Source organism: Chloroflexota bacterium (assembly GCA_014360825.1).
Lineage (GTDB): Bacteria > Chloroflexota > Anaerolineae > UBA2200 > JACIWT01 > JACIWT01.
Map to the genome: position 1 here is coordinate 22586 of JACIWT010000014.1, position 21860 is coordinate 44445.

The 21860-nt window shown below is 56.1% G+C and carries 19 protein-coding genes; 8 read left to right on the top strand and 11 right to left on the bottom strand.

Annotation, left to right across the window (positions count from 1 at the left end):
• Positions 1 to 61: 61 nt before the first annotated feature.
• The 8 genes from H5T64_09820 to H5T64_09855 all read right to left on the bottom strand — a co-directional run bounded on the left by H5T64_09820 (position 62) and on the right by H5T64_09855 (position 10842).
• Entirely contained in the window at positions 62 to 1189 is a 1128-nt protein-coding gene (locus H5T64_09820; protein MBC7264631.1) for a glycosyltransferase family 4 protein, read from the bottom strand.
• A gap of 174 nt (positions 1190 to 1363) precedes the next feature.
• Positions 1364 to 2791, bottom strand: coding sequence for an O-antigen ligase family protein (locus H5T64_09825; GenBank protein ID MBC7264632.1), 1428 nt, complete (start codon positions 2789 to 2791; stop codon positions 1364 to 1366).
• 76 nt (positions 2792 to 2867) lie between these two features.
• The gene (locus tag H5T64_09830) at positions 2868 to 4088 is read right to left on the bottom strand and encodes a 2,3-bisphosphoglycerate-independent phosphoglycerate mutase (GenBank protein MBC7264633.1); all 1221 of its coding nucleotides are present in this window, start codon (positions 4086 to 4088) and stop codon (positions 2868 to 2870) included.
• 28 nt (positions 4089 to 4116) lie between these two features.
• Positions 4117 to 5094: a 6-phosphofructokinase gene (gene pfkA, locus H5T64_09835; protein MBC7264634.1), complete on the bottom strand. Its 978-nt coding sequence runs from the start codon at positions 5092 to 5094 to the stop codon at positions 4117 to 4119.
• 29 nt (positions 5095 to 5123) lie between these two features.
• On the bottom strand, positions 5124 to 6299 hold the full coding sequence (locus tag H5T64_09840; GenBank protein MBC7264635.1) for a phosphoglycerate kinase: 1176 nt from the start codon (positions 6297 to 6299) through the stop codon (positions 5124 to 5126).
• Between the two features lie 133 nt (positions 6300 to 6432).
• Complete coding sequence (gene pyk / locus H5T64_09845) at positions 6433 to 8193, bottom strand: pyruvate kinase (protein ID MBC7264636.1); 1761 nt, start codon at positions 8191 to 8193, stop codon at positions 6433 to 6435.
• A gap of 58 nt (positions 8194 to 8251) precedes the next feature.
• Positions 8252 to 9640 (bottom strand): glycerate kinase, encoded by a 1389-nt coding sequence (locus H5T64_09850; protein ID MBC7264637.1) that lies wholly within the window; start codon positions 9638 to 9640, stop codon positions 8252 to 8254.
• Complete coding sequence (locus H5T64_09855; protein MBC7264638.1) at positions 9622 to 10842, bottom strand: acyl-CoA dehydrogenase family protein; 1221 nt, start codon at positions 10840 to 10842, stop codon at positions 9622 to 9624. Before H5T64_09855 ends, H5T64_09850 begins: the two co-directional genes overlap by 19 nt.
• A gap of 317 nt (positions 10843 to 11159) precedes the next feature.
• Here H5T64_09855 and H5T64_09860 point away from each other — a divergent pair, with 317 nt between their 5' ends.
• Positions 11160 to 11774 carry an MBL fold metallo-hydrolase gene (locus H5T64_09860; GenBank protein MBC7264639.1) on the top strand — a complete coding sequence of 205 codons (615 nt, stop codon included), beginning with the start codon at positions 11160 to 11162 and terminating at the stop codon, positions 11772 to 11774.
• A 40-nt stretch (positions 11775 to 11814) separates the two neighbouring features.
• Here the strand turns inward: H5T64_09860 and amrA are convergent, their stop codons facing one another.
• The 3 genes from amrA to H5T64_09875 are packed head-to-tail and all read right to left on the bottom strand — an operon-like array spanning position 11815 to position 14286.
• Complete coding sequence (gene amrA / locus H5T64_09865; GenBank protein MBC7264640.1) at positions 11815 to 12345, bottom strand: AmmeMemoRadiSam system protein A; 531 nt, start codon at positions 12343 to 12345, stop codon at positions 11815 to 11817.
• A 46-nt stretch (positions 12346 to 12391) separates the two neighbouring features.
• Positions 12392 to 13531 (bottom strand): M28 family peptidase, encoded by a 1140-nt coding sequence (locus H5T64_09870; protein ID MBC7264641.1) that lies wholly within the window; start codon positions 13529 to 13531, stop codon positions 12392 to 12394.
• Positions 13528 to 14286 carry a glycerophosphodiester phosphodiesterase gene (locus tag H5T64_09875; protein ID MBC7264642.1) on the bottom strand — a complete coding sequence of 253 codons (759 nt, stop codon included), beginning with the start codon at positions 14284 to 14286 and terminating at the stop codon, positions 13528 to 13530. Before H5T64_09875 ends, H5T64_09870 begins: the two co-directional genes overlap by 4 nt.
• A gap of 137 nt (positions 14287 to 14423) precedes the next feature.
• Here H5T64_09875 and H5T64_09880 point away from each other — a divergent pair, with 137 nt between their 5' ends.
• The 7 genes from H5T64_09880 (at position 14424) to glmS (ending at position 21835) form a co-directional block, all read left to right on the top strand.
• Positions 14424 to 15491, top strand: coding sequence for a D-alanyl-D-alanine carboxypeptidase (locus H5T64_09880; protein MBC7264643.1), 1068 nt, complete (start codon positions 14424 to 14426; stop codon positions 15489 to 15491).
• Positions 15492 to 15513: 22 nt separating this feature from the next.
• Positions 15514 to 16302, top strand: coding sequence for an rRNA pseudouridine synthase (locus H5T64_09885; GenBank protein ID MBC7264644.1), 789 nt, complete (start codon positions 15514 to 15516; stop codon positions 16300 to 16302).
• Positions 16295 to 17002 (top strand): (d)CMP kinase, encoded by a 708-nt coding sequence (locus H5T64_09890; GenBank protein MBC7264645.1) that lies wholly within the window; start codon positions 16295 to 16297, stop codon positions 17000 to 17002. The genes H5T64_09885 and H5T64_09890 overlap by 8 nt, the downstream gene beginning before the upstream one ends.
• A complete protein-coding gene (locus tag H5T64_09895; protein ID MBC7264646.1) occupies positions 16963 to 17610 on the top strand; it encodes a 1-acyl-sn-glycerol-3-phosphate acyltransferase in 648 nt (215 codons plus the stop codon). The genes H5T64_09890 and H5T64_09895 overlap by 40 nt, the downstream gene beginning before the upstream one ends.
• Positions 17611 to 17666: 56 nt before the next feature.
• The gene (locus tag H5T64_09900) at positions 17667 to 18365 is read left to right on the top strand and encodes a 1-acyl-sn-glycerol-3-phosphate acyltransferase (GenBank protein MBC7264647.1); all 699 of its coding nucleotides are present in this window, start codon (positions 17667 to 17669) and stop codon (positions 18363 to 18365) included.
• A complete protein-coding gene (locus H5T64_09905; protein ID MBC7264648.1) occupies positions 18362 to 19654 on the top strand; it encodes a DUF512 domain-containing protein in 1293 nt (430 codons plus the stop codon). Before H5T64_09900 ends, H5T64_09905 begins: the two co-directional genes overlap by 4 nt.
• A gap of 339 nt (positions 19655 to 19993) precedes the next feature.
• Entirely contained in the window at positions 19994 to 21835 is a 1842-nt protein-coding gene (gene glmS / locus H5T64_09910; protein ID MBC7264649.1) for a glutamine--fructose-6-phosphate transaminase (isomerizing), read from the top strand.
• The last annotated feature ends 25 nt before the right edge of the window (positions 21836 to 21860 follow it).

Here is a 21860-nt window from a genome sequence, read left to right on the forward strand (position 1 = left end):
CAAGTTTCGCTTTCGATTTTACTATGCAATTGGGAGAAACAACAAACGCTATATCTACTGGTTACAAGACCAGATCCTGATACAACCTGACCAACTTCTCTGCCGCTGCTTTCCAGGTGAAGGTCGCTGCCCGCTTTTTTCCCGCCTGTATCAATCGTTCCCGCAGGGGTGCGTTCTCCAACGCATGCCAGATAGCCTCCGCGATAGCCTGCACATCCAGGGGATCTACTGTAAGCGCTGCATCTCCCACCACCTCTGGTAATGAGGAAGTGTTCGATGTGACCACTGGTGTCCCGCAGGCCATTGCCTCCAGCGGAGGTAAGCCAAAACCTTCATAAAGGCTTGGGAAAGCGAAAACATCCGCTGCTGAATACAGGGCGGGTAAATCCGTATCCTCAACATAGCCCAAAAAGAGCACGTCATCTCCGATGCCGAGTTCGTGAGCCCGGCGTGGCATATCCTCGTATAACCACCCCCTTTCGCCTGCGATGACCAAGCCGTGTGGCAGCCCCTTTTCTCGTTTCAGCCAAGCGAAGGCCTCGATGAGCCGGGTGTAGTTCTTGCGCGGTTGCAGCGTACCCACCGAGAAAATAAAGGGCCGGGCCAGGCCGTATTTTGCTCTGATCTGCTCTACCTTTTCCTTTCCCACAGGGTGAAAACACGCCTCGACCCCAGAATAGAGCACTTGAACTTTCTCCGGCGGAACATCTAATAAGGTTACCAAATCCTCCTTTGCACTCTGTGAGTCGGCCAACACGAGATCGGCGCGGTAGACGGCGGGAGGCACAACAGCCAGCAGGTAAGCGCGCAGGTGTTCGTCAGCGCAGTCGGGTGTGCGAATGAAGGAGAGGTCATGGACAGTGACAATTCGCGCCCCTTGCCGTAGCGGTGGCAGGGCGAAATCAGGGGAATGGAATAGATCTAACCGGCCGGTGCACCAGTCAACGGGCAGAGGGAGTCGCAGACGATACCAGAGAATAGCCATCCAACGATCAGATAAGGGAAACGTGCGCAGCGCAAAGTTCCCTTGAGTCGGCAGCGGCGCATCGGGCGGCACCTTCCCTGCTGCGAAGAGGACATACTCGTTCGTGTGATCTAACTCGGCCAGTGCCGACACGAGACACCGTGTATAGCGCCCTATGCCTGCCTTTTGGCATAGAGCAGGAGTTACATCAATGCCTATACGCATTGTGAGAAGCCCTCACCAGTGGCGGAAGGTTCACAGGCGGTTGTCACCAAGGTTTGGAAAGAGGACGATCACCGTCGCCAAAGCTTTCGCCAATTGTATCACATCCCAGAACGTTCGCCGTCGCCCGGGCGGTGAAGTGAGCTGCACAGTTTTACGCCCTTTTAGGCGCAGATGTCACGTCTCGGCTCTGCGGCAGATCAGCCAGATTACTCCCAGTAGCAGGCCTACCTGTACCCCCATACTATGGACGTACAGATTGTCGAAGAAATTATGCACCGACAGGTGCATGAACATACCAAATGCGCCTAATGCTACACCGTGCCAGTAACCCTGACTACACCGCACGGCTTTCCAGGCTGTGGCAAGAGCGGCACCAACGAAAAGCACATAGGCTCCTAATCCTACCAGACCCATCTCCGCTAACGTGTTCAAATAGTAGTTATGGGCGTGGCCTAAGGGATCCTGCCACCGAGGGATGGCGTAACGCTCGTAGACCACTGGGTAGTTGCCAATCCCCACGCCGAACCAGGGGTGATCACTGAACATATCCCAGGCGGCTTTCCAATGTGCGAGGCGCTCTAGGATAGCAAAATTGGCGTCTGTCACTTCCACAGCCTGGATGTCAACGCCAGAGAGATAGGGCACGAAATCAACCACGCGTTGGATGAGAGATTCTGGCAGCAGTGCCGCATCACCTAGGAGGAGGAAAAGGCCGATGAGCACCAGTCCTAATAAACCTAATAGAAGCGTCCGGCGACTATGGGCCAACGTAACAGCCAGTGCCGCCACTCCAAAGCCCAGCCATGCCCCTCGGGACCAACTCATCACCAACGCCGCACCCATAACGGTGCACCCTACAACCGCTGCGGCCCAGGTCACTGCTGTGGGGCGCCCCTCGTGAGTAGTTGATAGACCGGCCAAAAGCAAGCCGTAGGCTAAAGGCAGGGTGAGACCCATATACCCGCCGAAGGGATTAGGCTGGTAGAAATGCCCGGATGCTCGCATGAAACGTCCGAAAAGCACGAACTCTTCCGGTCCAATACTGCGCCCGAATTGGTAGATGCCGTACAACCCTTCTAACGTTCCGGCCACCAGGAGGCCTAGCACCAGCCAGCGTGCTGCCTCGCGATCCACTACATTTGCTACGAACAGGCAAACGAATAGCACCTCACCCCATTTGATAATTTCTTTCACCGCGGGTTCAGCGGCAGTGGAGGCCAGCACCGAGGCCACCATAATCACAAGGAGAAAAACGAGCGGGAAAGCGATGGGCGGGCAAACGATGCGGATTTCACGGTCGGCAACCATGCGAGCGTACCACGCAAAGGCAAGCAGGGCAATCAGCATTTCGGTCCCGCCGACGGTGAACCCACTGACGGTCATACCGCGTAGTGTGCCGAAAGGCACCATGAAGGCTAATAAGGCTACTGCGTACTGCGGCCGCAATAGTACGAAGGCAAAAAGGCCGGTCCCGATCATCCCCAGCACTATCCAGGCGGTCGGCAAAAGAGCAATAGCCAGCGCTACTGGGATGACTAGTACTGCCAGGACCAGGTCGCCGCGCGTGATATATAATTTACCTATCTTAATCTCAGCCGACAACGGAGCACACACCAAAAGGGATCAGAGCATAGGAGTCCGAGATCCTGCGCGACGATCATCCGAGGCATCGGCTCTGTTATGCCCCGAACTTGGTCAATCGCAAGGCATTGGCGAGAGCCAGGGGCATGATATCTGTGGCTGGGAACTGTCCCAGCGCACCGCGGGCACACCCTCGCTCAGAGAATTCCGTCACCTCATCGCTGCGGCAATAAGGCGAGTAGATAAGTGTTGGAATAGGATGCCAACTGTGGGATCGCAGGAGCGCTGGTGTGGAGTGATCCCCCGTAACAACGACCACATCCGGTTTGAGGGTCATCAATCGCGGAATGTAAGCGTCCACCTGTTCAATGATGGAGACTTTGCGATCGAAGTCACCGTCTTCACCAGCGCTATCAGTCCACTTGATGTGTACGAAGAAGAAATTGTACTCCTCCCAGTTGGACTCTAACGCTGCGAACTCGTCCTCCATTGTCTCGCCAGGGTGCAACACTTGCATCCCCACCAGTTTCGCCAGTCCACGATACATGGGATAAACCGCAATGGCCAGTGGATTAAGCCCATAAACCTCCTGCATCGTGGGGATAGATGGGCGCTTAGAGATGCCGCGCAATAAGAACATATTGGCGGGGTACTGGTCGGCCAGAAGGGGCTTTGCTTGGCGCACGAACTCGTTGATGAGGTCGGCGGTGCGGTGCGCAGCGGCAGGGTCGGCAGCATCCGATAACGGCTCTATCTTGTGGGGCAATGCTCCCAATTGTTGAGGGTCAGATTCGGTCAAGCCATCACCCAATCCATCGCCCCGGAGCACCAGAATAAAGCGGTAATCTTTCACCGGCTCCACGAAGATTTCGACACCCGGGAGTTTGATAGCGCGCAATCGGGCACAGAGTTCCGCATTCACATCGGTTGAGATGCGTCCTGCTCGCCGGTCCGTGACCCGGCCCTCGCTGTCCACGGTGCAAAAATTGCCCCGGGCTGCCACATCCTGCGGCTGGAGATCGAAATCCACGCCCAGTGCCTCCAGCACACCGCGGCCGATCTCGCAGGCCAGCGGGTCATAGCCGAAGAGCGCTAAATGCGCAGGGCCGCTACCCGGAGTAATGCCGGGAGCGACGGGCACACTTAATCCGCAGACAGATTGGGAAGCCAAAGCATCCAGGTGTGGAGTCGTGGCTGTCTCCAGTTCCGTTAAGCCACCTGGTTGAAGAGGCAGTCCTCCCAGCCCATCCATCACCAGGAAAACGATCTTAGTCTCAGCGGGTATCACCAGTGATTTCAATCGCGAGAAAGGAATCATCATTGTTGCTCCGCTTTGGCATCGGGGGCTATTGAGCCATGATTTCGGCTAGATTGTACAAGTTTAGGTCGGGCATACGCTTTTGAGCCACCACCTCGTCAATCGGCGTAGTCACGATTTTATTAGATATTAGGCCGACCATCACGCCGCTTTTGCCTTCGCGCAAAGCATCCACTGCCGCCGCGCCCAGACGTGTGGCTAAGAGCCGGTCAAACGCCGACGGTGAGCCACCGCGCTGTACGTGACCCAGAATTGTCACCCGCACTTCGAAGCCGGTCTCTTCATGGTGCTCGCGCAGATAATCGGCAATGGCGGTGGCGTTGTATCTTGCGCCCTCGGCCACGGAGATGATGCAATGTGCCTTGCCACGCAAGTAGGCCTCATTGAGTGTGCGGGCGACATCTTCCAGTTCGAAGGGCACCTCGGGGATACAGATCATCTCTGCGCCGCCTACGATGCCAGCAATTAAGGCCAGATATCCACAGTCGCGGCCCATAATCTCCACCAAAAACGCCCGTTGATGGGAGGAGGCGGTATCTTTGATGCGATCGATGGCTTCCAGTGCGGTATTGAGCGCAGTGTCGACACCGATAGCAATATCCGTTCCACAAAGGTCGTTGTCGATCGTACCCGGCACGCCGACCACCTTGATGCCCAGGTCATGGAGGAGCTTCGCCCCGCGTAAACTGCCATCGCCGCCGATGACCACGAGGCCATCAATCCCCGCCTCGTTCAGATGACGGACAGCCTGGACCTGGCCTTTCTTGGTCATGAACTCGGGGCAGCGGGAGGTACCCAGAAAGGTGCCGCCACGACCAATGATGCCGCCTACTGAACGAGCATTGAGGGGGATCATTTCGTTGTAAACCATCCCCATGTATCCCCGCTTGATGCCCACGACTTCGAGCCCGTGGTGGAGAGCATTCCGTACTACTGCGCGGATGCAGGGGTTCAGTCCCGGGCCATCGCCACCGCTGGTCAATACTCCGATCCTGTTAACGCTCATCATCACCCTCCCGCGCTCTCTTCCAAGCGCTATTTGTCGTTCAGGGCCGCCACCCCCGGCAGTGTCTTGCCCTCAAGGAATTCCAGCGATGCACCACCCCCCGTAGAAATGTGGGTCATTTTGTCAGCCACGCCAGCCTGTTCGACCGCGGCTGCAGAATCGCCACCACCGATGATAGTTGTTGCCCCGAGTTTAGCCAGTACATTGGCTATGGCTACTGTGCCTGTGGCGAAGGCCGGGAACTCGAAGACACCCATAGGACCATTCCACACCACTGTTTTCGCACCCTTCAACGCTGTCTCGAAACGTTTGATCGTCTCCGGGCCAATGTCCATAATGCGCCAATCGGTAGGTACCCGATCGGCCAGTACGGTGCGATAGGTAGCATCTGCAGCGAACCTGTCGGCGATGACTACATCAGTGGGCAGAAGGATCTTATCCTTGCCCCGGGCCAGCAAATCTCGGGCCACATCTAACCGGTCGTCCTCGACCAGTGATTGGCCAACCTGGCAACCCTGGGCCTTGAGGAAAGTGTTGGCCATGCCGCCGCCAATGAGCAGTCGGTCCACTTTGCCCAGCAGGTTCTCGATAACTGCAATTTTGTCTGATACTTTGGCCCCGCCCAAAATAGCGACGAATGGGCGCTCTGGCGTAGCCAGGGCTTTCCCGAGAAAGGTCAACTCTTTCTCCATCAGGAACCCGGCTACCGAGGGTAGATAGTGGGTGACCCCTTCGGTGGAGGCATGGGCCCGGTGAGCCGAGCCGAAGGCATCATTCACGTAGATGTCGGCCAATGAGGCGAGTTTCTTAGCAAAATCAGGGTCGTTGGCCTCTTCCTCACTGTGGAAGCGCAAATTCTCTAGCAGGAGAACATCGCCAGCCTTTAGTTCCCTTACCGCTTTCTCCACCCCGGGCCCAATGCAATCCTCTGTCTTGTGGACCGTGACGCCAAGGAGTTCAGAAAGCCGCAGGGCCACCGGGGTCAATCGCATGGACTCGACAACTTTGCCCTTTGGTCGGCCCAAGTGCGAACACAAGATAACCTTGGCTCCCTGCTCGCGCAGATATCGGATGGTCGGCAATGCCTCTTGGATGCGCCGATCGTCCGTGATTCTACCGGACTCATCTAATGGCACGTTGAAATCCACACGCACGAGGACGCGTTTGCCCTTGGGATCAATATCGCGAATGGTCTTCTTTTCCATAGGTTACCTCCTCTATAAGTGTATAGGTGCTACTTGCCCCGACCTCGCGGGCTTGCGAGAAAGATTCTATCTCGATTTCGCATGCATGCCAAGCACGAATACTCTCGAGGGGTGTGTGTGCAGACCTCGGTTATCAACTGACCGACACTTGTCCTTCGTAGACCAACCCACGTCGTGTATCCATTGTGATTTCCTGACCCTCCTTTAGAATCGAGAGGGCGTTTTCGACCCCGACGATGGTCGGCACACCTAGTTCCAATGCCAGCAATGCCGCATGGCAAGACTCACCTCCTAATTCCGTGATGACACCTGCTGCCTTGCGCACGAGTGGGACAAAGAGGCGCGTTGTGCACTCGGTGACAATGATATCGCCAGGGTGTATCACTGTGGAAGCCACCGTCTCCTCGGTGATGATGCGCACCCGTCCGGTTACCACTGCTGTGCCAAAACCCTGGCCCTGGCCCAAGACTTTCTCCACCACATGCACGCGGATCAGGTTTGTGGTACCTGGTGCACTGCCTGCGGCCCCTCCGGTGATGACCAGCAGATCACCCGGCTTGACAAGCCCGTGCTCGAGGGCGGTACGCACGGCATCCGCGATCATCTCATCCGTGTTGTCCGTGCGCTTCGCCAGTAGTGGATACACACCCCAGTATAGCGCCAGACGGCGTTGCACCATCGGGCTGGGCGTGACCGCAATGATAGGAGCCTCAGGACGAAAACTGGACACCATGCGCGCAGTGTATCCCGAAACCGTGGGCGTGATGATGGCGGCGGCATTCAGGTCACGGGCTGTCTCACAACTGGCGTGAGCCACCGCCTCGGCGATACCGCACTTCCGTGGTTCAGTGACGGAGCGGCGTGCACCAGAACGGCGTATCTCTTCCTCAGCCCGTGCTGCTATTCTCACCATCGTGGCCACAGATTCCAGAGGATATTTGCCTACCGCTGTCTCACCAGACAGCATAATAGCATCGGTGCCATCTAAGATAGCATTGGCAACATCACTTGCTTCGGCGCGGGTGGGCCGTGGATTGCGTATCATGGATTCGAGCATCTGAGTGGCTGTGATGACGGGCACGCCGGCCATATTGCACTTTTTGATAATCATTTTCTGGGTCAAGGGCACTTCTTCAGGGGAGGTCTCGATGCCCAGATCACCTCGCGCTACCATAATGCCATCGGAGACAGCAATAATCTCGTCAATGTTCTCTACCGCCTCTGGTTTCTCGATTTTGGCAATCACCGGAATAGGCTCACCGAGGGGAGAACGCTCCAAGATAAGTTCCTTGAGTTTCGAGACCTCCTCGGCCTGTCGTACAAAGGAAAGGGCAATCCAGTCCGCCTGGTGTTCGTGGATGAAAGCGAGGTCCTCGATGTCTTTCTCTGTGATGGCAGGTATATCACGAGGTACTCGAGGCAAGTTCATGCCTTTGTTGGTTTCTAAGAGGCCCCCGGTGATCACTAAGCAGCGGATATCCTCCTCATACACAGAGAGAACCTGCACTTCCAAAAGGCCATCATCAATCAGGATACGGTCGCCGGGTTCTACGATCTGGGGCAACTTAGGGTATTGCACCGGGATTTCGCCGGGGTGACCAATGATATGGCGGGTGGTGAGGATGATTTCTTGTCCCTCCTCCAATGGCACTCCGCCTTCCTGCATGGTGCCCACACGCAGTTTGGGCCCTTGGAGATCCATTAGGATAGCGACAGGCTTACCAACTTCAGCCGAGGCCGCGCGGATGCGCTCCACATTCTCCGCGTGGAAAGCCAGATCACCGTGAGAAAAGTTCAACCGAGCCACATCCATACCAGCCTTGATGAGGGCGCGTAGCATTTCTGGTGAGCGGCTTGCTGGCCCGATGGTGCAAACGATCTTCGTCTTCAGCATACAATTCCTCCTCTGACGGCTGTCAAAAGTTCACGAATTGCCGTCCTTGCGCTCGGGCTCAAAAGGCGAAGATGAGCGTCAGATCATTGACATTAGTGCGCGTCGGGCCGGTGACCCAGAGTTCGCCCAGATCGCGGAAAAAAGAGTGAGAGTCATTGTTCTGCAAATAACGCTCCGGGACCAATCCTCTTGACCTTGCCCGGCTCACAGTTCCTCCATCCACAATGGCCCCAGTGGCTACAGTTGGTCCGTCACCGCCATCGCTCGCCCAGGCTACAATCAGCGTATTCGGTAGCCCCTCAATACCCAACGCTGCAGCCAAGGCCAATTCCTGATTGCGCCCGCCCAACCCGCTCCCCCGTACTGTAACAGTGGTCTCGCCGCCAGCGACAACGCAAGCCGGGCGGGGCGATGGTTCACCACGCTCATGGATAGTTCGGGCGATGCCAGCCAGGAAGTATCCTACCTCCCGCGCCTCACCTCCCAGCCGGGTTGTGAGCAAGAGGGTGTGAAATCCCAGCCCTCGCGCCCGACTAGCCGCAGCCTCGGCAGCCATTGCTACGTCGGCAATGACTACATTCTGAGTATGCGCAAAAACAGGGTCGCTTGGTTTGGGCGTCTCAGGGACCTCGCCGGTCAATCCGCGTTGCAAATGCTTTTCAACTGATAAGGGGATGCGTCCCAAAAGTTGATACTTCTCCAAGACAGCCCAAGCATCGGCGAAAGTGGTGGGGTCAGGCACAGTAGGGCCGGAAGCGATGACGTCTAGTGGACTACCCACTACATCGGAAAGTATGAGGCTTACCACTGGCCGAGGATGGGCCACTTTGACGAACTGCCCTCCTTGTACCTGTGAAAGGTGCTTGCGCACCGCGTTGAACTCGTTGATGGTCGCCCCTGACCTTAGCAAAGCGTCCGTGAGTGTCGCTATGTCTGCCAATGACACACCCTCCACGGGCAGCGTCCATAATGCCGATCCCCCACCAGAGATAGGGCATAGTATCAGATCCTCTTGGCTAGTTTGGCGCAGAAGTTCGAGCATCCTTCTCGTACCAATCAAACCCCGTTCATCTGGCAATGGGTGGCCAGCCTCGTGAACGGTCACCCGGCGCGTGGAAACAGCATGGCCGTACTTTGTGTTCACCCAGCCAGTTGCAATGCGCTCGCCGATTATCTCTTCCAGTGTTGCGGCCATCACCGCACTGGCTTTGCCCGTCCCGAATACGCACACCTTGCGTCCTGGCGGAAGCGCGTATTCGGTGTTATTCACGCGCAGGGCGTTTCCATGCCACGAGACGTGAGCGCGAATAGCATCCACCGGATCAGCTGCCCGGAGCGCTGCTGTAAGCACGTCATGGACGCAATTCCTCGCCTCGGTGGGAATATCCGTACCAATGGGAATGGTAGCGAAGAAATTGATGCTACCTCTTATGACTCGCTCTGCCATATCTCTGGGTCATATGCAGGCAGTTCGCAGCGCAGAGGCTTATCCTCGCGGAAGCCCAGCGCATACTGGGCCTGTATCAACGTCTGAATCTCCCGGCTGCCCTCGTAAATCACGGCGCCCCTCGAGTTGCGCAAGTAACGCTCTACGTCGTATTCGTCGCTGTAGCCATAGGCTCCGTGAATCTGTATAGCGTCGTCTGCCGACTCGAACGCGGCATCACAGGCCAGCCATTTAGCCAACGAGGTCTCCCGTGTGTTACGGATGCCCCGGTTCTTGAGCCAGCCTGCTCGGTAAACAAGCAAACGGCAGTAGTCGCGACGCGCCGCCATTTTGGCAATCATTTGTTGTACCAATTGGTGCTGAGCAATGGGCACGCCAAAAGTATGGCGTTCCAGCGCGTACTTCACTGACGCCTCTAGGCACGCTTCAATGAGGCCTACCGCTCCTGCTGCCACCGTGTAGCGTCCATTGTCCAATGCGCTCATCGCAATTCTGAAGCCTTCACCCTCATATCCCAGCAAGTTTTCCGCTGGAACGCGCGCATCCGTCAATGTGATGCTGCCCGTATTGCCAGCCCGCACGCCTAACTTACCGTGGATGGTACCCGTGCTCACTCCAGGAAATTCTCGTTCGACAATGAAAGCAGATAGACCTGTATGGTCACGGGCTTTTTTCTTTTCCAGATCCGTCCAGGCAAAGATAAGGAACTGATCGGCCACATCGGCCAGAGAAATCCACATCTTTTCGCCATTGAGCACGTACGTATTACCATCGCGGACTGCGGTGGTCTGCAACCCTACTACATCTGACCCTGCGTTAGGCTCGGTGAGACCGTAGGTGGCGATGCGCTGGCCCATCGCCTGAGGTACCAGGTACTTCTGCTTCTGCTCCTCGGTAGCCCATTGGAACAGAGCAAGACTGTTTAACCCCACATGCACGGACATGATCACTCGTGCTGCGGTGTCCACACGTTCCAATTCTTCACAGGCGATGGCGAGCGAAATGTAATCCATCCCTGCGCCGCCGTACTTCACCGGGATACAAATGCCCAGCAGGCCTTGAGCGGCCATCTTAGGCAGAAGGGACTTGTCGAATTCGTGCCTACGGTCGAATTCCTTGATGGTGGGGGCAATCTCGCGTGCCGCAAATTCACGTACCATCTTACGCACCATTTTATGTTCGTCGGTGAACTCGAAATCCATTCATCTCCCTCCAAAAGTTTCGAATTCCATTCCTCTTGAATGAGGCGGGGTTATTTCTATTCTATCACAAGATATAGACAAAAGCACAATCGAGGTATCTGGCACTCCGTTTGCGGCCCTTTGTCATTCGCCCGTGAAAGGCCTATAATTTGGGGTGGCTGTTGTCCGTGTCTGGAGGATGTGCTATGCGCGTGCTGCGATTTGCATTCTTGTGGGCGGCTACGCTCGCGCTGGTGTCTTGCGGCAAGGCCACGACACCAGCGACATTGCCTGTCACAGTACTGCCGACAGCGGAAATCCCCAAGGAGGTGATTCAAATGTTGGAAGGTATTACGTGGCTAGGCCATGCTAGTTTTCGCATTGAGGGGCCGGAAGGCGTGGTCTACATTGATCCTTGGAAGTTGAAAGATGGTCCGAAGGCCGATCTTGTCCTCGTCACGCACGATCACTACGATCACTGCGTTCCTGAGGACATCCAAAAGATCGCCAAAGCCGAAACGTCCATTGTCACCACGGCTTCTTGTGCCAACAAACTGACTGGTGATGTCCATACGGTCAAGGCGGGGGACAAGATCACTGTGAAAGGGGTTGCCATCGAGGTCGTGCCAGCCTACAACATCGGCAAAGACTTCCATCCCAAGGCGGCTGGGGGTGTAGGTTACATTATCACCGTAGGTGGACGGCGCATCTACCATGCCGGAGACACGGATCTCATCCCGGAGATGAGCACCATCCGAGCCGATGTGGCACTGCTACCCGTTGGTGGTAAATACACGATGACTGCGGAAGAGGCGGCCGAAGCAGCCAATCGCATTAAACCCACGGTCGCGGTGCCCATGCATTGGGGTGACATCGTAGGCTCACGTGCCGATGCCGAGCGCTTCAAGACTCTGGCAAAAGTGCCCGTGCAAATCCTGGAACAGCAGAAGTAGGCGGCCCCTATTCTCTTGATGAAGTAGAGCGCAGTAGGATCTAATGATATCGCTTCACTTCGAAGCGAAATAGTTGCACGGGTTCTCCAGGTGCGATGCCAGCCTTTTGTCGGGCGATGTCCACCTGATATTCGACGGTATCCACACCTTCCAGGTCGGGCAACAACAGTCCACGCCGCCAACCCGATTGCACGATGACGCCATAACGCTTCGGGTCTAGGTCTTCTAAAGATTCGACGGGCTCTGGTTCAGTAAGCACGTCCACGGAGATATCTAAGTCTGCCAGTTCCTCAGGGCGTACGGGCGGGAAGCGCGGGTCGCGAGTGGCTGCGCTGATGGCATTCTGTATAACTTCTTGGGCCACATTAGGCTGCGTGGGTTCGATTGTCCCAATGCAACCCCGCAGGTTCCCGTGCCTATGCAAGGAAACAAATGTCCCTGCCCGGCTCTTCATTTCCGGCGTCATTTCATCGGGCGCTGGCGGCCGTATGCGCTCCCCTCGCTGGACGTAAGCCTCTATTGTTTTCCGTGCTAATTGTACCAGAGGATGGGCCTCTTTTCCCTCAGTCATAGTCCTTCTCCTTGTAACCTCAACACTGAGCCTTTCCTTTTGCTCCTCACCGCGCGTCCAGTTTGTGCGCGATGCCGATGAGCAATCTGTAAGCCGTCTCCACCGTCGTAGGGTCAATGTTATCTGGTGTGTCAGTCTCCCAATGCCAATTGGGAAGCACGCCCCGCTGGTCGAAGGCCATAATGCTCATAGCCTTGTATCCACGGCGCAAGGGTATTTGGCTATCGGTGGTCAGAGCGCGATAGGGACGAGACTCGGCATCCAATCCTTGCTCCGCGACCACTTCACCTGCTATTTTGAGCAATGTAGGGTCAGAAGGATAGAATCGCAGGATGCCCTCGCCAGTGATGTAAGCGGTTTTCCCGGCACCTAGGTTATCCAGATTGATGAAATAGGTGTGCTCTCTGTCAAAGTGATGGGCTTCCATGAACCGCTGCATCCCAAATAGTCCTGCCTCTTCACACCCTGTAGCCACAGCCCATAACTCCGTTTGCTGGAGATCTGTCAACGTTTCAGCGGCAGCAAGTAGCACCGCTACTCCTGAGGCGTTATCGTTCGCGCCGGGGGTGTGCTTCATAAATAGCTCACGATGCACCATGATGAGCACGCTCACTGTCAGATAGAGGGCGCAGGCCACTTGCACGAGCCATAGTGACCGTAGGGGCACCATCAGTCCCACTAGGCTGAGGGCAACAATCACAAACATGGCCGCTGTCATGAGAATTAACGAGCGTCGGAATCCTGCCACCATGCTAGGGTGCCAGAGCAACGCTGCTCGGGATGAGTCCATGTGCGCTGTGATGATTAGCCGTTGTTTGGGCTTGCTCGATGGAGACCGTATGCCCCGTACGTTCTGGCTGGGACCCTTGGGCATCACGCGACTCAGTGTTTCCACTCCATCCTGCTCAGCGACGAAGAGAAGTAGCGAAAGCATAGCCAGAATGCACGAGGCCAGTGGACTGATGTGGTACAGTGCCACCGCTACAATAAAGCCCAGATAAATCAGGCTGAAAGTCAGACTGAATGTACCAGGGGCTTGGAAAGGCTGGATATCAGTATCCATTCCTGCCTCACTCAGCCGCTTGGCGATGTATTCGGCGGCCTGCTTTTCCTGTGGTGTAGCAGACCCCCGGGGGCCGATTTCTTTCGCCAGATAGCGTATGGTATCCATCAATGGGCTCATCATTCATCCTCCTTCCCGCTCAGTACTTTATGTAAGACATCCGGCTGGTTGGTGATGATGATATCCACGCCGAGTCGAGTCAACCGGCGCATCTCGGCAGGCTCGTTGACTGTCCAGGTGTTCACACGGTAACCCCTATTCCGGGCCCACTGCAGGTAGTCTGGTGAGACCATAGTATGGTGCGGGTGCAGGGCGTTGGGATGGGCGAGGGGCCGGAGCCAAGCCCGGCGAAGTGGCATAGGAAGAGCAGGGGCATACAGCAACCCCGTTTGTATCCCCGGATCCAGCATCTTGACTCGACGGATAGCAAATGGATTGAAGGAAGAGATAATCACGCGCTCAGTCAGTTCATACTGATACATAAGATGCAACACTGCTCTCTCTAAACCCTCATCTCGTAGCGATAAAGACTTGAGTTCGATGTTCAGGAGCATGTCATCTCCGGCCCACTCCAAGACCTCCTGAAGGGTGGGTATCCGTTCTCCGGTGAAACTTGAATGGAACCATGAGCCAGCATCCAGTGTTTTGATCTGCTTAACCGTTAGGTCACGGATGCGGCCCGCTCCATTGGTGGTTTTGTCTACCGTCAAGTTGTGACACACGACGGGTACACCATCGGCGGTGAGCAATGTATCGAGTTCGACGCCATCAGCACCCATTTGACGGGCGGCTTCGAAGGCGGCCAGCGTATTCTCAGGAGCCATTTCGGGCGCGCCACGGTGGCCGAAGATGAGGGGCCGAGAAGTGTAGAAAAGCATATCCGGTCGTTCCTGCATAGAAGTGTAACACGGCGTCGCAGGTATGTCAAACGATCGCTCTCTTGGTTGACCTATTGTATCCCTTTGCAGTAGAATTATCGCGATCCTCGTACGCAAGGGAAATGATGCGCCGCTCATTGCTTATTTCAGTCATTGCCATTGGTGCTTGTTTCAACTTGGCCTTTGCGCCTCCGGTGCTCGTCGAGTCTGATACCGCACGCCAGCCGCTTTATCCTCACCAGATCTCTGAACTGGCGAGCACCGCCTTGCCCACTATGCGGGCCGTCGCTGCCATATTGGTGGATGTCCACAGCGGCGAAGTGCTCGTGGCACAAAATGAGCATCAGCGTCTCCCCCCAGCCAGCACCACCAAGATTATGACCGCTCTCCTAGCCCTGGAACGTGGGAATCTAGAGGATGTGGTGACTGTAGGCAACGAGGTATATATTGAGGGAGCACGCGCAGGACTGGTACCGGGCGAAAGGCTCACCCTGCGCGACCTACTTTATGCCTTGCTCTTACCATCGGGCAATGACGCTGCTATGGCCATCGCGCGGCATATCGCTGGCTCAGAGGATGCTTTCGTGGCCTTAATGAACAACCGCGCACAAGAGTTGGGCCTGGCCGACACGCATTTCACCAACCCTCACGGACTCGACGCATCCGACCAGTACTCCAGTGCCTATGATCTCCAGCGCCTGGCTCTCGCTGCCCTTGCCAAACCCGACTTCGCCCGCATTGTGGCTACCAGGGATGTCACTGTAGGCAGCCATTATTGGGTCAATCGCAATGAATTGTTGGGTGATTATCTCGGTGCAGATGGCGTGAAGACCGGTACTACCGAGGCCGCTGGTGAATGCCTGGTTGCCAGCGCAACGCGGGACGGAAGCCAGGCCTTGGTGGTGGTGCTTGGCAGCACGGACCGATATGCCGATGCCCGTACTCTATTGGATTACTATTATGCTCATTACGCATGTGTTCCACTCGACGCGGGTCCCCAGATTATGAATCGGATCCGCAGCTCGGATGGTGAATGGCGAGCCCTTGTGGGCGGAAAGCCCCCCATGGTTCTTCTGGCACGGTGGAAAATACCCCTTTTGCGCTTTTACAGGAAAGTGAGCGGAGCAGATGCAGTACTCTTGTGCTTCATTGCTGATCAACTCCTGATGGAGATACCACTCGCTATCGCACCGTCTAGTTATTAAATGTGTTTTATTGAAGTGTGAGATGCGTAAACGCTTACAAGTTGTATTGGCCGAAGCGGGGGTGGCCTCTCGCCGCCGCAGCGAAGCACTGATCCGCGCTGGGCGGGTGCGCGTGGACGGTCACGTGGTTACGGAAATGGGTGTGCGAGTGGATCCTGCTATCCATCGCATTGAGGTAGACGGCCAGCCACTACCTCCGCCTCAAAAGAAGGTCTACCTGTTGGTGCACAAACCTCGCGGCTATATTTCTACATGCTTTGACCCGCAGGGTCGTCCCACAGTCCTTGACCTAGTGCCATCCGACCTGGGACGGCTCTACCCTGTAGGTCGGTTGGATTTCGAGAGTGAGGGACTCCTGATTCTGACCAATGACGGTGAATTCGCGTTGCGTCTGGCACATCCTCGCTACCACCAGGAGAAGGAGTACCGCGTTCTCATCGCAGGCCACCCCAATGAGGAGACATTGCGCCGTCTGCGCCAAGGGGTGACCTTAGATGATGGTTTAGCCATGCCGACGAAAGTGGAGAACATCGGCAGGGAACGTGAAGGCACTTGGCTAAGTATTACTTTGCACGAAGGACGTAAGCGACAAGTAAGACGGATGTGTGAAGCCGTAGGATGTGCAGTGCGGCGGCTTATCCGCGTGCGCATGGGACCATTGGAATTGGGGGATCTTGCGCCGGGTCAATACCGGCGGCTCAACGCTGCCGAAATCACCACTCTCATAGAAATCCCTGGCCCACTTGAGCGAGGAGCACTTGATAACGCCCTCGGCGAGGGCGCTTCTTGCGAGGCGGGTGAACTTGTCTAACGTATTGACTATCGCGATCGATGGACCGGCGGCTTCTGGTAAAAGCACCATTGGCGCTGCCATCGCCGAGAAACTGGGTTACATTTATCTCGATACCGGAGTAATGTATCGTGCGGTAACGTGGGTTGCCCTGCAACGCGGAATCCCTATTGCCGATGAGACCGCTATCACGGCTCTGGCTGAGGCGTTGGTCATCCGCGTGACTCGACCTACAATATGCGATGGCCGCCAGTACACCGTTTACGCTGATGGTGCGGATGTGACCTGGGATATCCGCCGTCCTGAGGTAGATGCAAATGTCTCGCCTGTGTCGGCTTATCCGGGCGTACGGACCGCGCTCACTGCGCAGCAGCGCGCCATTGGCCAACAGGGACGTGTAGTAATGGTAGGTCGTGACATCGGTACCGTGGTCATGCCCGACGCGGATCTCAAGATATATTTGGATGCCACTGTGGAAGAACGCGCTCGTCGCCGCCATCGGGAAAATTTGGCCCGCGGCCAGCCCAGTAGTTATAGGAAGATCCTGCGGGCTATGCGCCAACGGGACAAAATGGATAGCGAGCGGGAGGCAGCACCGTTGCGCCCAGCCAAAGATGCCGTGGTGATAGATACAACTCACATGACTATCCCTGAAGTAGTGGCTGCAGTGGAGTCGCTGATATGGGAACGGTCTACCGATTGCGACGCCAAATTCCCTTAGCCATCTTTCGCGGTCTACTGCGTCTTTTCACCCGTTGCGAAATACACGGGCGAGAGAATATCCCTACCAGTGGCCCGCTGATTATCGCGTTCAATCACCTGGGCCATCTGGATGGGCCGTTAGTGATATCCGCGATGCCATTCAACGTTGAGGCCATTGCCCTTTCAGATCTATACCGGGTGCCGGTGACTGGGCAACTCCTGCGTCTTTATGGAGTGATACCCGTGCACCGGGATGCTTTTGACCGCGAGGTGCTACGTCGCGCGTTGGAGGTGCTTGGGAATGGCGGTGTGTTGACGTTAGCGCCTGAAGCGCGGCAGAGCCCTACAGGCGCCTTAGTAAAGGCGCGGGACGGTGTTGCTTATTTGGCGATGCGCTCTAGGGCACGAGTACTACCCGTCGCGTTGACCGGGACGGAGAAAGTATACTCTGAGTGGAAACAGCTACGACGCCCACGGCTCACTCTCACTATCGGTGAACCGTTCTCTTTGCCGCAACTGACTGGCGTTGGGACCGAACGCCGCCGCCAACTGAGTGAGGCTACCGACATGGTCATGCGACGCATCGCTGCGCTCCTTCCACCAGAGTACCGTGGTGTTTACGGTTGATTATGGGATGGGGGTGGCCTCCTAATACAGGATATTGCTTGTGAGGGTGGGTCGGTATGTGGTGGTTCTATCATCTGGCAAATGCAGTTTTAGGCATCTTGTTCCGCTTGCTCCTGGACGTGCATGTCACTGGGGTGGAGAATGTCCCACGTCATGGTCCGTTTATTGTTATTATGAATCATCTTTATTTTCTCGACCCGGTGCTGGTGGCGGGTTACGTCCCCCGAGAGATTGTCATGATGAGCAAGGTGGAGAACTTCTTCAACCCGCTCTTCGCGTTAATCATTACCCTTTATGGCGCATTCCCAATTCGCCGGGGAGAGGTGGACCGCCGGGCACTACGTCGTTCCGTCGAAGCGCTCAAGTCTGGGAGAGGATTACTCATTTCGCCGGAAGGTACGCGCAGCAAGGTCACACGGGCCTTGCAAGAAGGAAAGGACGGCACCGCTCTTTTGGCTCTTAAAACTGGCGCGCCAATTCTCCCCGTTGCTCTATCGGGCCAGGAACACTTCCTCACCAACCTCCGACGTTTGCGCCGAACACCTGTCCGTATTGCCATCGGCCGTCCTTTCCGATTACGTCCACCAAACACCAAACTGGAACGCCATCATTTGCACGAAATGACCCAGGAGATCATGTACATCCTCTCCGCACTTTTGCCGCCTCGCTACCGCGGCGTCTACGCAGATTTGGAGAAGGCTACTACGCAGTACATTGAATTCCTCACCGCCCCAGCCGAGGGTGGAATCACTTGAGCATCCAGGGCATCGGGGTCATCGCCAATGTAGAGTCGGAAAGCATTGCAGCAAGGGCTGGATTGCGTTCCGGTGACCACATAGTCATGGTCAATGGCCGCTCCCCGCGTGACGTAGTGGACTTCCAGTTCTATGCCGCCGAAGAGGAAGTCGAGTTCCTAGTGTCGCGCGGTGATGAACGGCTTACTATCAAGTTCCAACGGCCTTATGGAGAGGACTTAGGCATCGCTTTCACCGAGGACTTGTTCGATGGCATACGCCGCTGCAACAATCGCTGCGAGTTTTGCTTTCTCCATCAAATGCCGCCGAACTTGCGCCCCTCCCTGTGTGTTAACGATGACGACTACCGCCTCTCTTTCCTCTACGGCAATTTTATTACTCTGACCAACCTGACCGAAGCGGACTGGGAGCGGCTGGCTGAACAGCGCCTCAGCCCGCTCTATGTTTCCGTACACGCCACAGATCCCGAACTACGTCGACGCCTTCTACGCAACTTTGCTGCACCTGATATCTGCGAGCAAATCCGTCGCCTGGGCACACTGGGCATTGAGGTGCATGCCCAGGTGGTAGTGATTTCAGGTGTGAATGACGGTCCGGCGCTGGTCCAGACGGTAAACGAACTGGCGGCGCTTTACCCTACTGTGCAGTCTATCGCTTTGGTGCCGGTGGGTCTGACCCGCTATCACCCTCGTGATCTGCGCGCTCTCACGCCCAGAGAGGCTGCTTTTATCGTGGATCATTTCTCGTCGGTGCAGCGACGATTTCGCCGTACTCATGGCCTGGGCCTCCTCTATTTTTCCGATGAGTTCTATTTGTTAGCGGGCCTGCCTATGCCCCCAAGCAAAGAATATGATGGCTATCCCCAATTGAAGAACGGCGTCGGGCTCACCCGGCTCTTGCTAGATGACTGGGACAAGGCTCAGGAAGAGCTGCGTGGTGTAAGGGTTCCTTACAGTTGCATGACCCTGGTCTGTGGGGCGCTCATCGCCCCCATTTTGACCCAATTGGCGGTAGAATGCAGCGATCTGATAGGGGCGCAAGTGAGAGTCCTACCGGTGATAAACCAGGCGTTGGGGGAGACGGTGACGGTATCGGGTCTCCTATTTGGTAAAGACGTAGTATCGGCCCTACAGGCTCAAGCCCTGGGTCAGGTAGTGATCCTGCCCCGCGTAATGTTCGATGCTGCGGGCGAGCGGACCCTCGACGATCTCACTGTGGATGTCCTGGCCGAGCGGGTGAACGCTCGGGTTGCCCTGGCGGATATGCTCTCGGAAGTCGCCTATCTCTGAGCGGCGCGTTTTCATCTAGATTTCATCTAATTATGCTACTATATTGCTTGTCAAGGAGGTGAGGCTACCTGAGAAAATAACTAGTGCTGGGAGGATTGAAGCGCACGGACTGCTCTTCGGGGCAGTTGACGAGGTGGAGGTTCCCTACCGCAGGGTGGGGTTAATCCCGGCGATACCATCGTCGGGAGAAAATCGAGTGGTCAGCGGAAGCCTCCGGGGATGGCCGCATCCCCCCTTACCTCCGGGTTTAAAGCCCCTCCACAACGCCCCCGGGCGACCGGCGGGACAAAAGAGAGTGCGGCGGCAAACCGAAAAACTATCCCCAAGGAGGTCATTTCCATGTGCGGCATCGTTGGCTACATAGGGCCGCGCCAGGCGTCATCCCTGATTCTGGAAAGTCTGCGTCGGCTGGAATACCGCGGCTACGACTCAGCGGGCATTGCCACCCTTGCTGAAGGGCGTATCGCTCTTCGTCGCTGTGTGGGCAAATTAGATGGCCTTGCTCACATTCTCTCTATCCAACCCCTCTCTGGCACTGTGGGCATTGGCCACACACGTTGGGCTACTCATGGAGATGTGACGGAAGCAAACGCTCACCCCCACACTGATTGCACAGGCCAGATCGTGGTGGTCCACAATGGCATTGTGGAAAATTGTGGCGAGTTAAAAGAGGCTCTTCGTATTAAAGGGCATGTTTTCCGCTCGCAAACCGACACCGAGGTCATTGCACATCTCATCGAAGAGCACTACTCTGTTACCGCTGACCTGGTGGCCGCTACCCGCGCTGCCTGTCTTGAACTCAAAGGAGCGAATGCTATCGTTGTGCTCAGCACTATCGCCCCTGACCGGCTGATCGCTGCTCGCCTAGGTAATGCTGGGGCCATAGTCATCGGTTATGGTCAAGGCGAAATGTTTGTGTCCTCCGACATCCCCGCTATACTGGATTACACGCAGCGGATGGCCTTCCTCGACCATGGTGATGTGGCGCTCGTCAGTGCGGAGAGCGTGGCTTACGAAAACCTGAGAGGGGAGGCAGTGAGTAAGGAAATTCACACCATTCCTTGGGATCCCATCTCGGCGGCGAAAGGCGGCTACAAACACTTCATGCTCAAGGAAATACATGAGCAGCCTCGCTCCGTGGCCGATGCTATTCGGGGCCGATTAGACTTGGATAGACATCGCGTGGTGCTGAACGACTTCCCTTTCACCGAGGAGATGTTGCGCGGCGTGGAGCGCATCTACACTGTAGCCTGTGGGACAGCCTGGCACGCAGCACTCGTGGGTAAATTTCTCATCGAGGGCCTCGCTGGGCTGCCGGTGGAAGTAGACTATGGCTCCGAGTTCCGCTATCGCAATCCACTTCTCCTGAAAAACTCATTGCTCTTGGCCATTACTCAGTCGGGCGAAACGGTGGACACCTTGGCGGCGATGGAAGAGGCCCGAGGAAGAAATATCCCCACCATCGCAGTCGTTAATGTGGTGGGTAGCCAGGCGGCCCGGCTGGCTGATGGAGTGCTCTACCTGAACGCTGGACCGGAGATCGGTGTGGCTTCCACCAAGGCTTTCACCTCCATGCTAGTAGCACAGTACTTGTTCGCCCTCTACCTGGGCCAATTGCGCGGCGTCATCTCCTCAGATCAAACGAAGCGGTATGTGCAGGATCTGGTCGAATTGCCAAACCTGATTGGCCGCGTGCTCGAAAACGGGGATAACTACGAGGCACTGGCGCAGACGTACTTCGAGCGCGCTCATTTTCTCTACCTCGGGCGGGGTATCAACTACCCCATTGCTCTAGAGGGAGCGCTGAAGTTAAAAGAAATCTCGTATATCCATGCCGAAGGCTACCCCGCTGGGGAGATGAAACACGGGCCTATTGCGTTGATCGACAAGAACATGCCAGTGGTGGCCATAGTGGTGCGCGATCGAGTACATGATAAAATGGTTAGCAACGTGGAGCAAGTGAAAGCCCGAGGCGGCACCGTGATCGCAATTGCCAACGAGGGCGACGACAAAGTAGCGGAGAAAGCCGATCACGTCATCTGGGTGCCGGAGACTTCGCCTTGGCTCACGCCAGTATTGACAGTGTTGCCACTGCAGTTATTGGCCTACCACATTGCGGTGCGACGCGGTTGCGATGTGGATCAGCCGCGAAACCTGGCCAAAAGTGTGACTGTGGAGTAGCGGTAGACCTTGCACTACCCGTTTG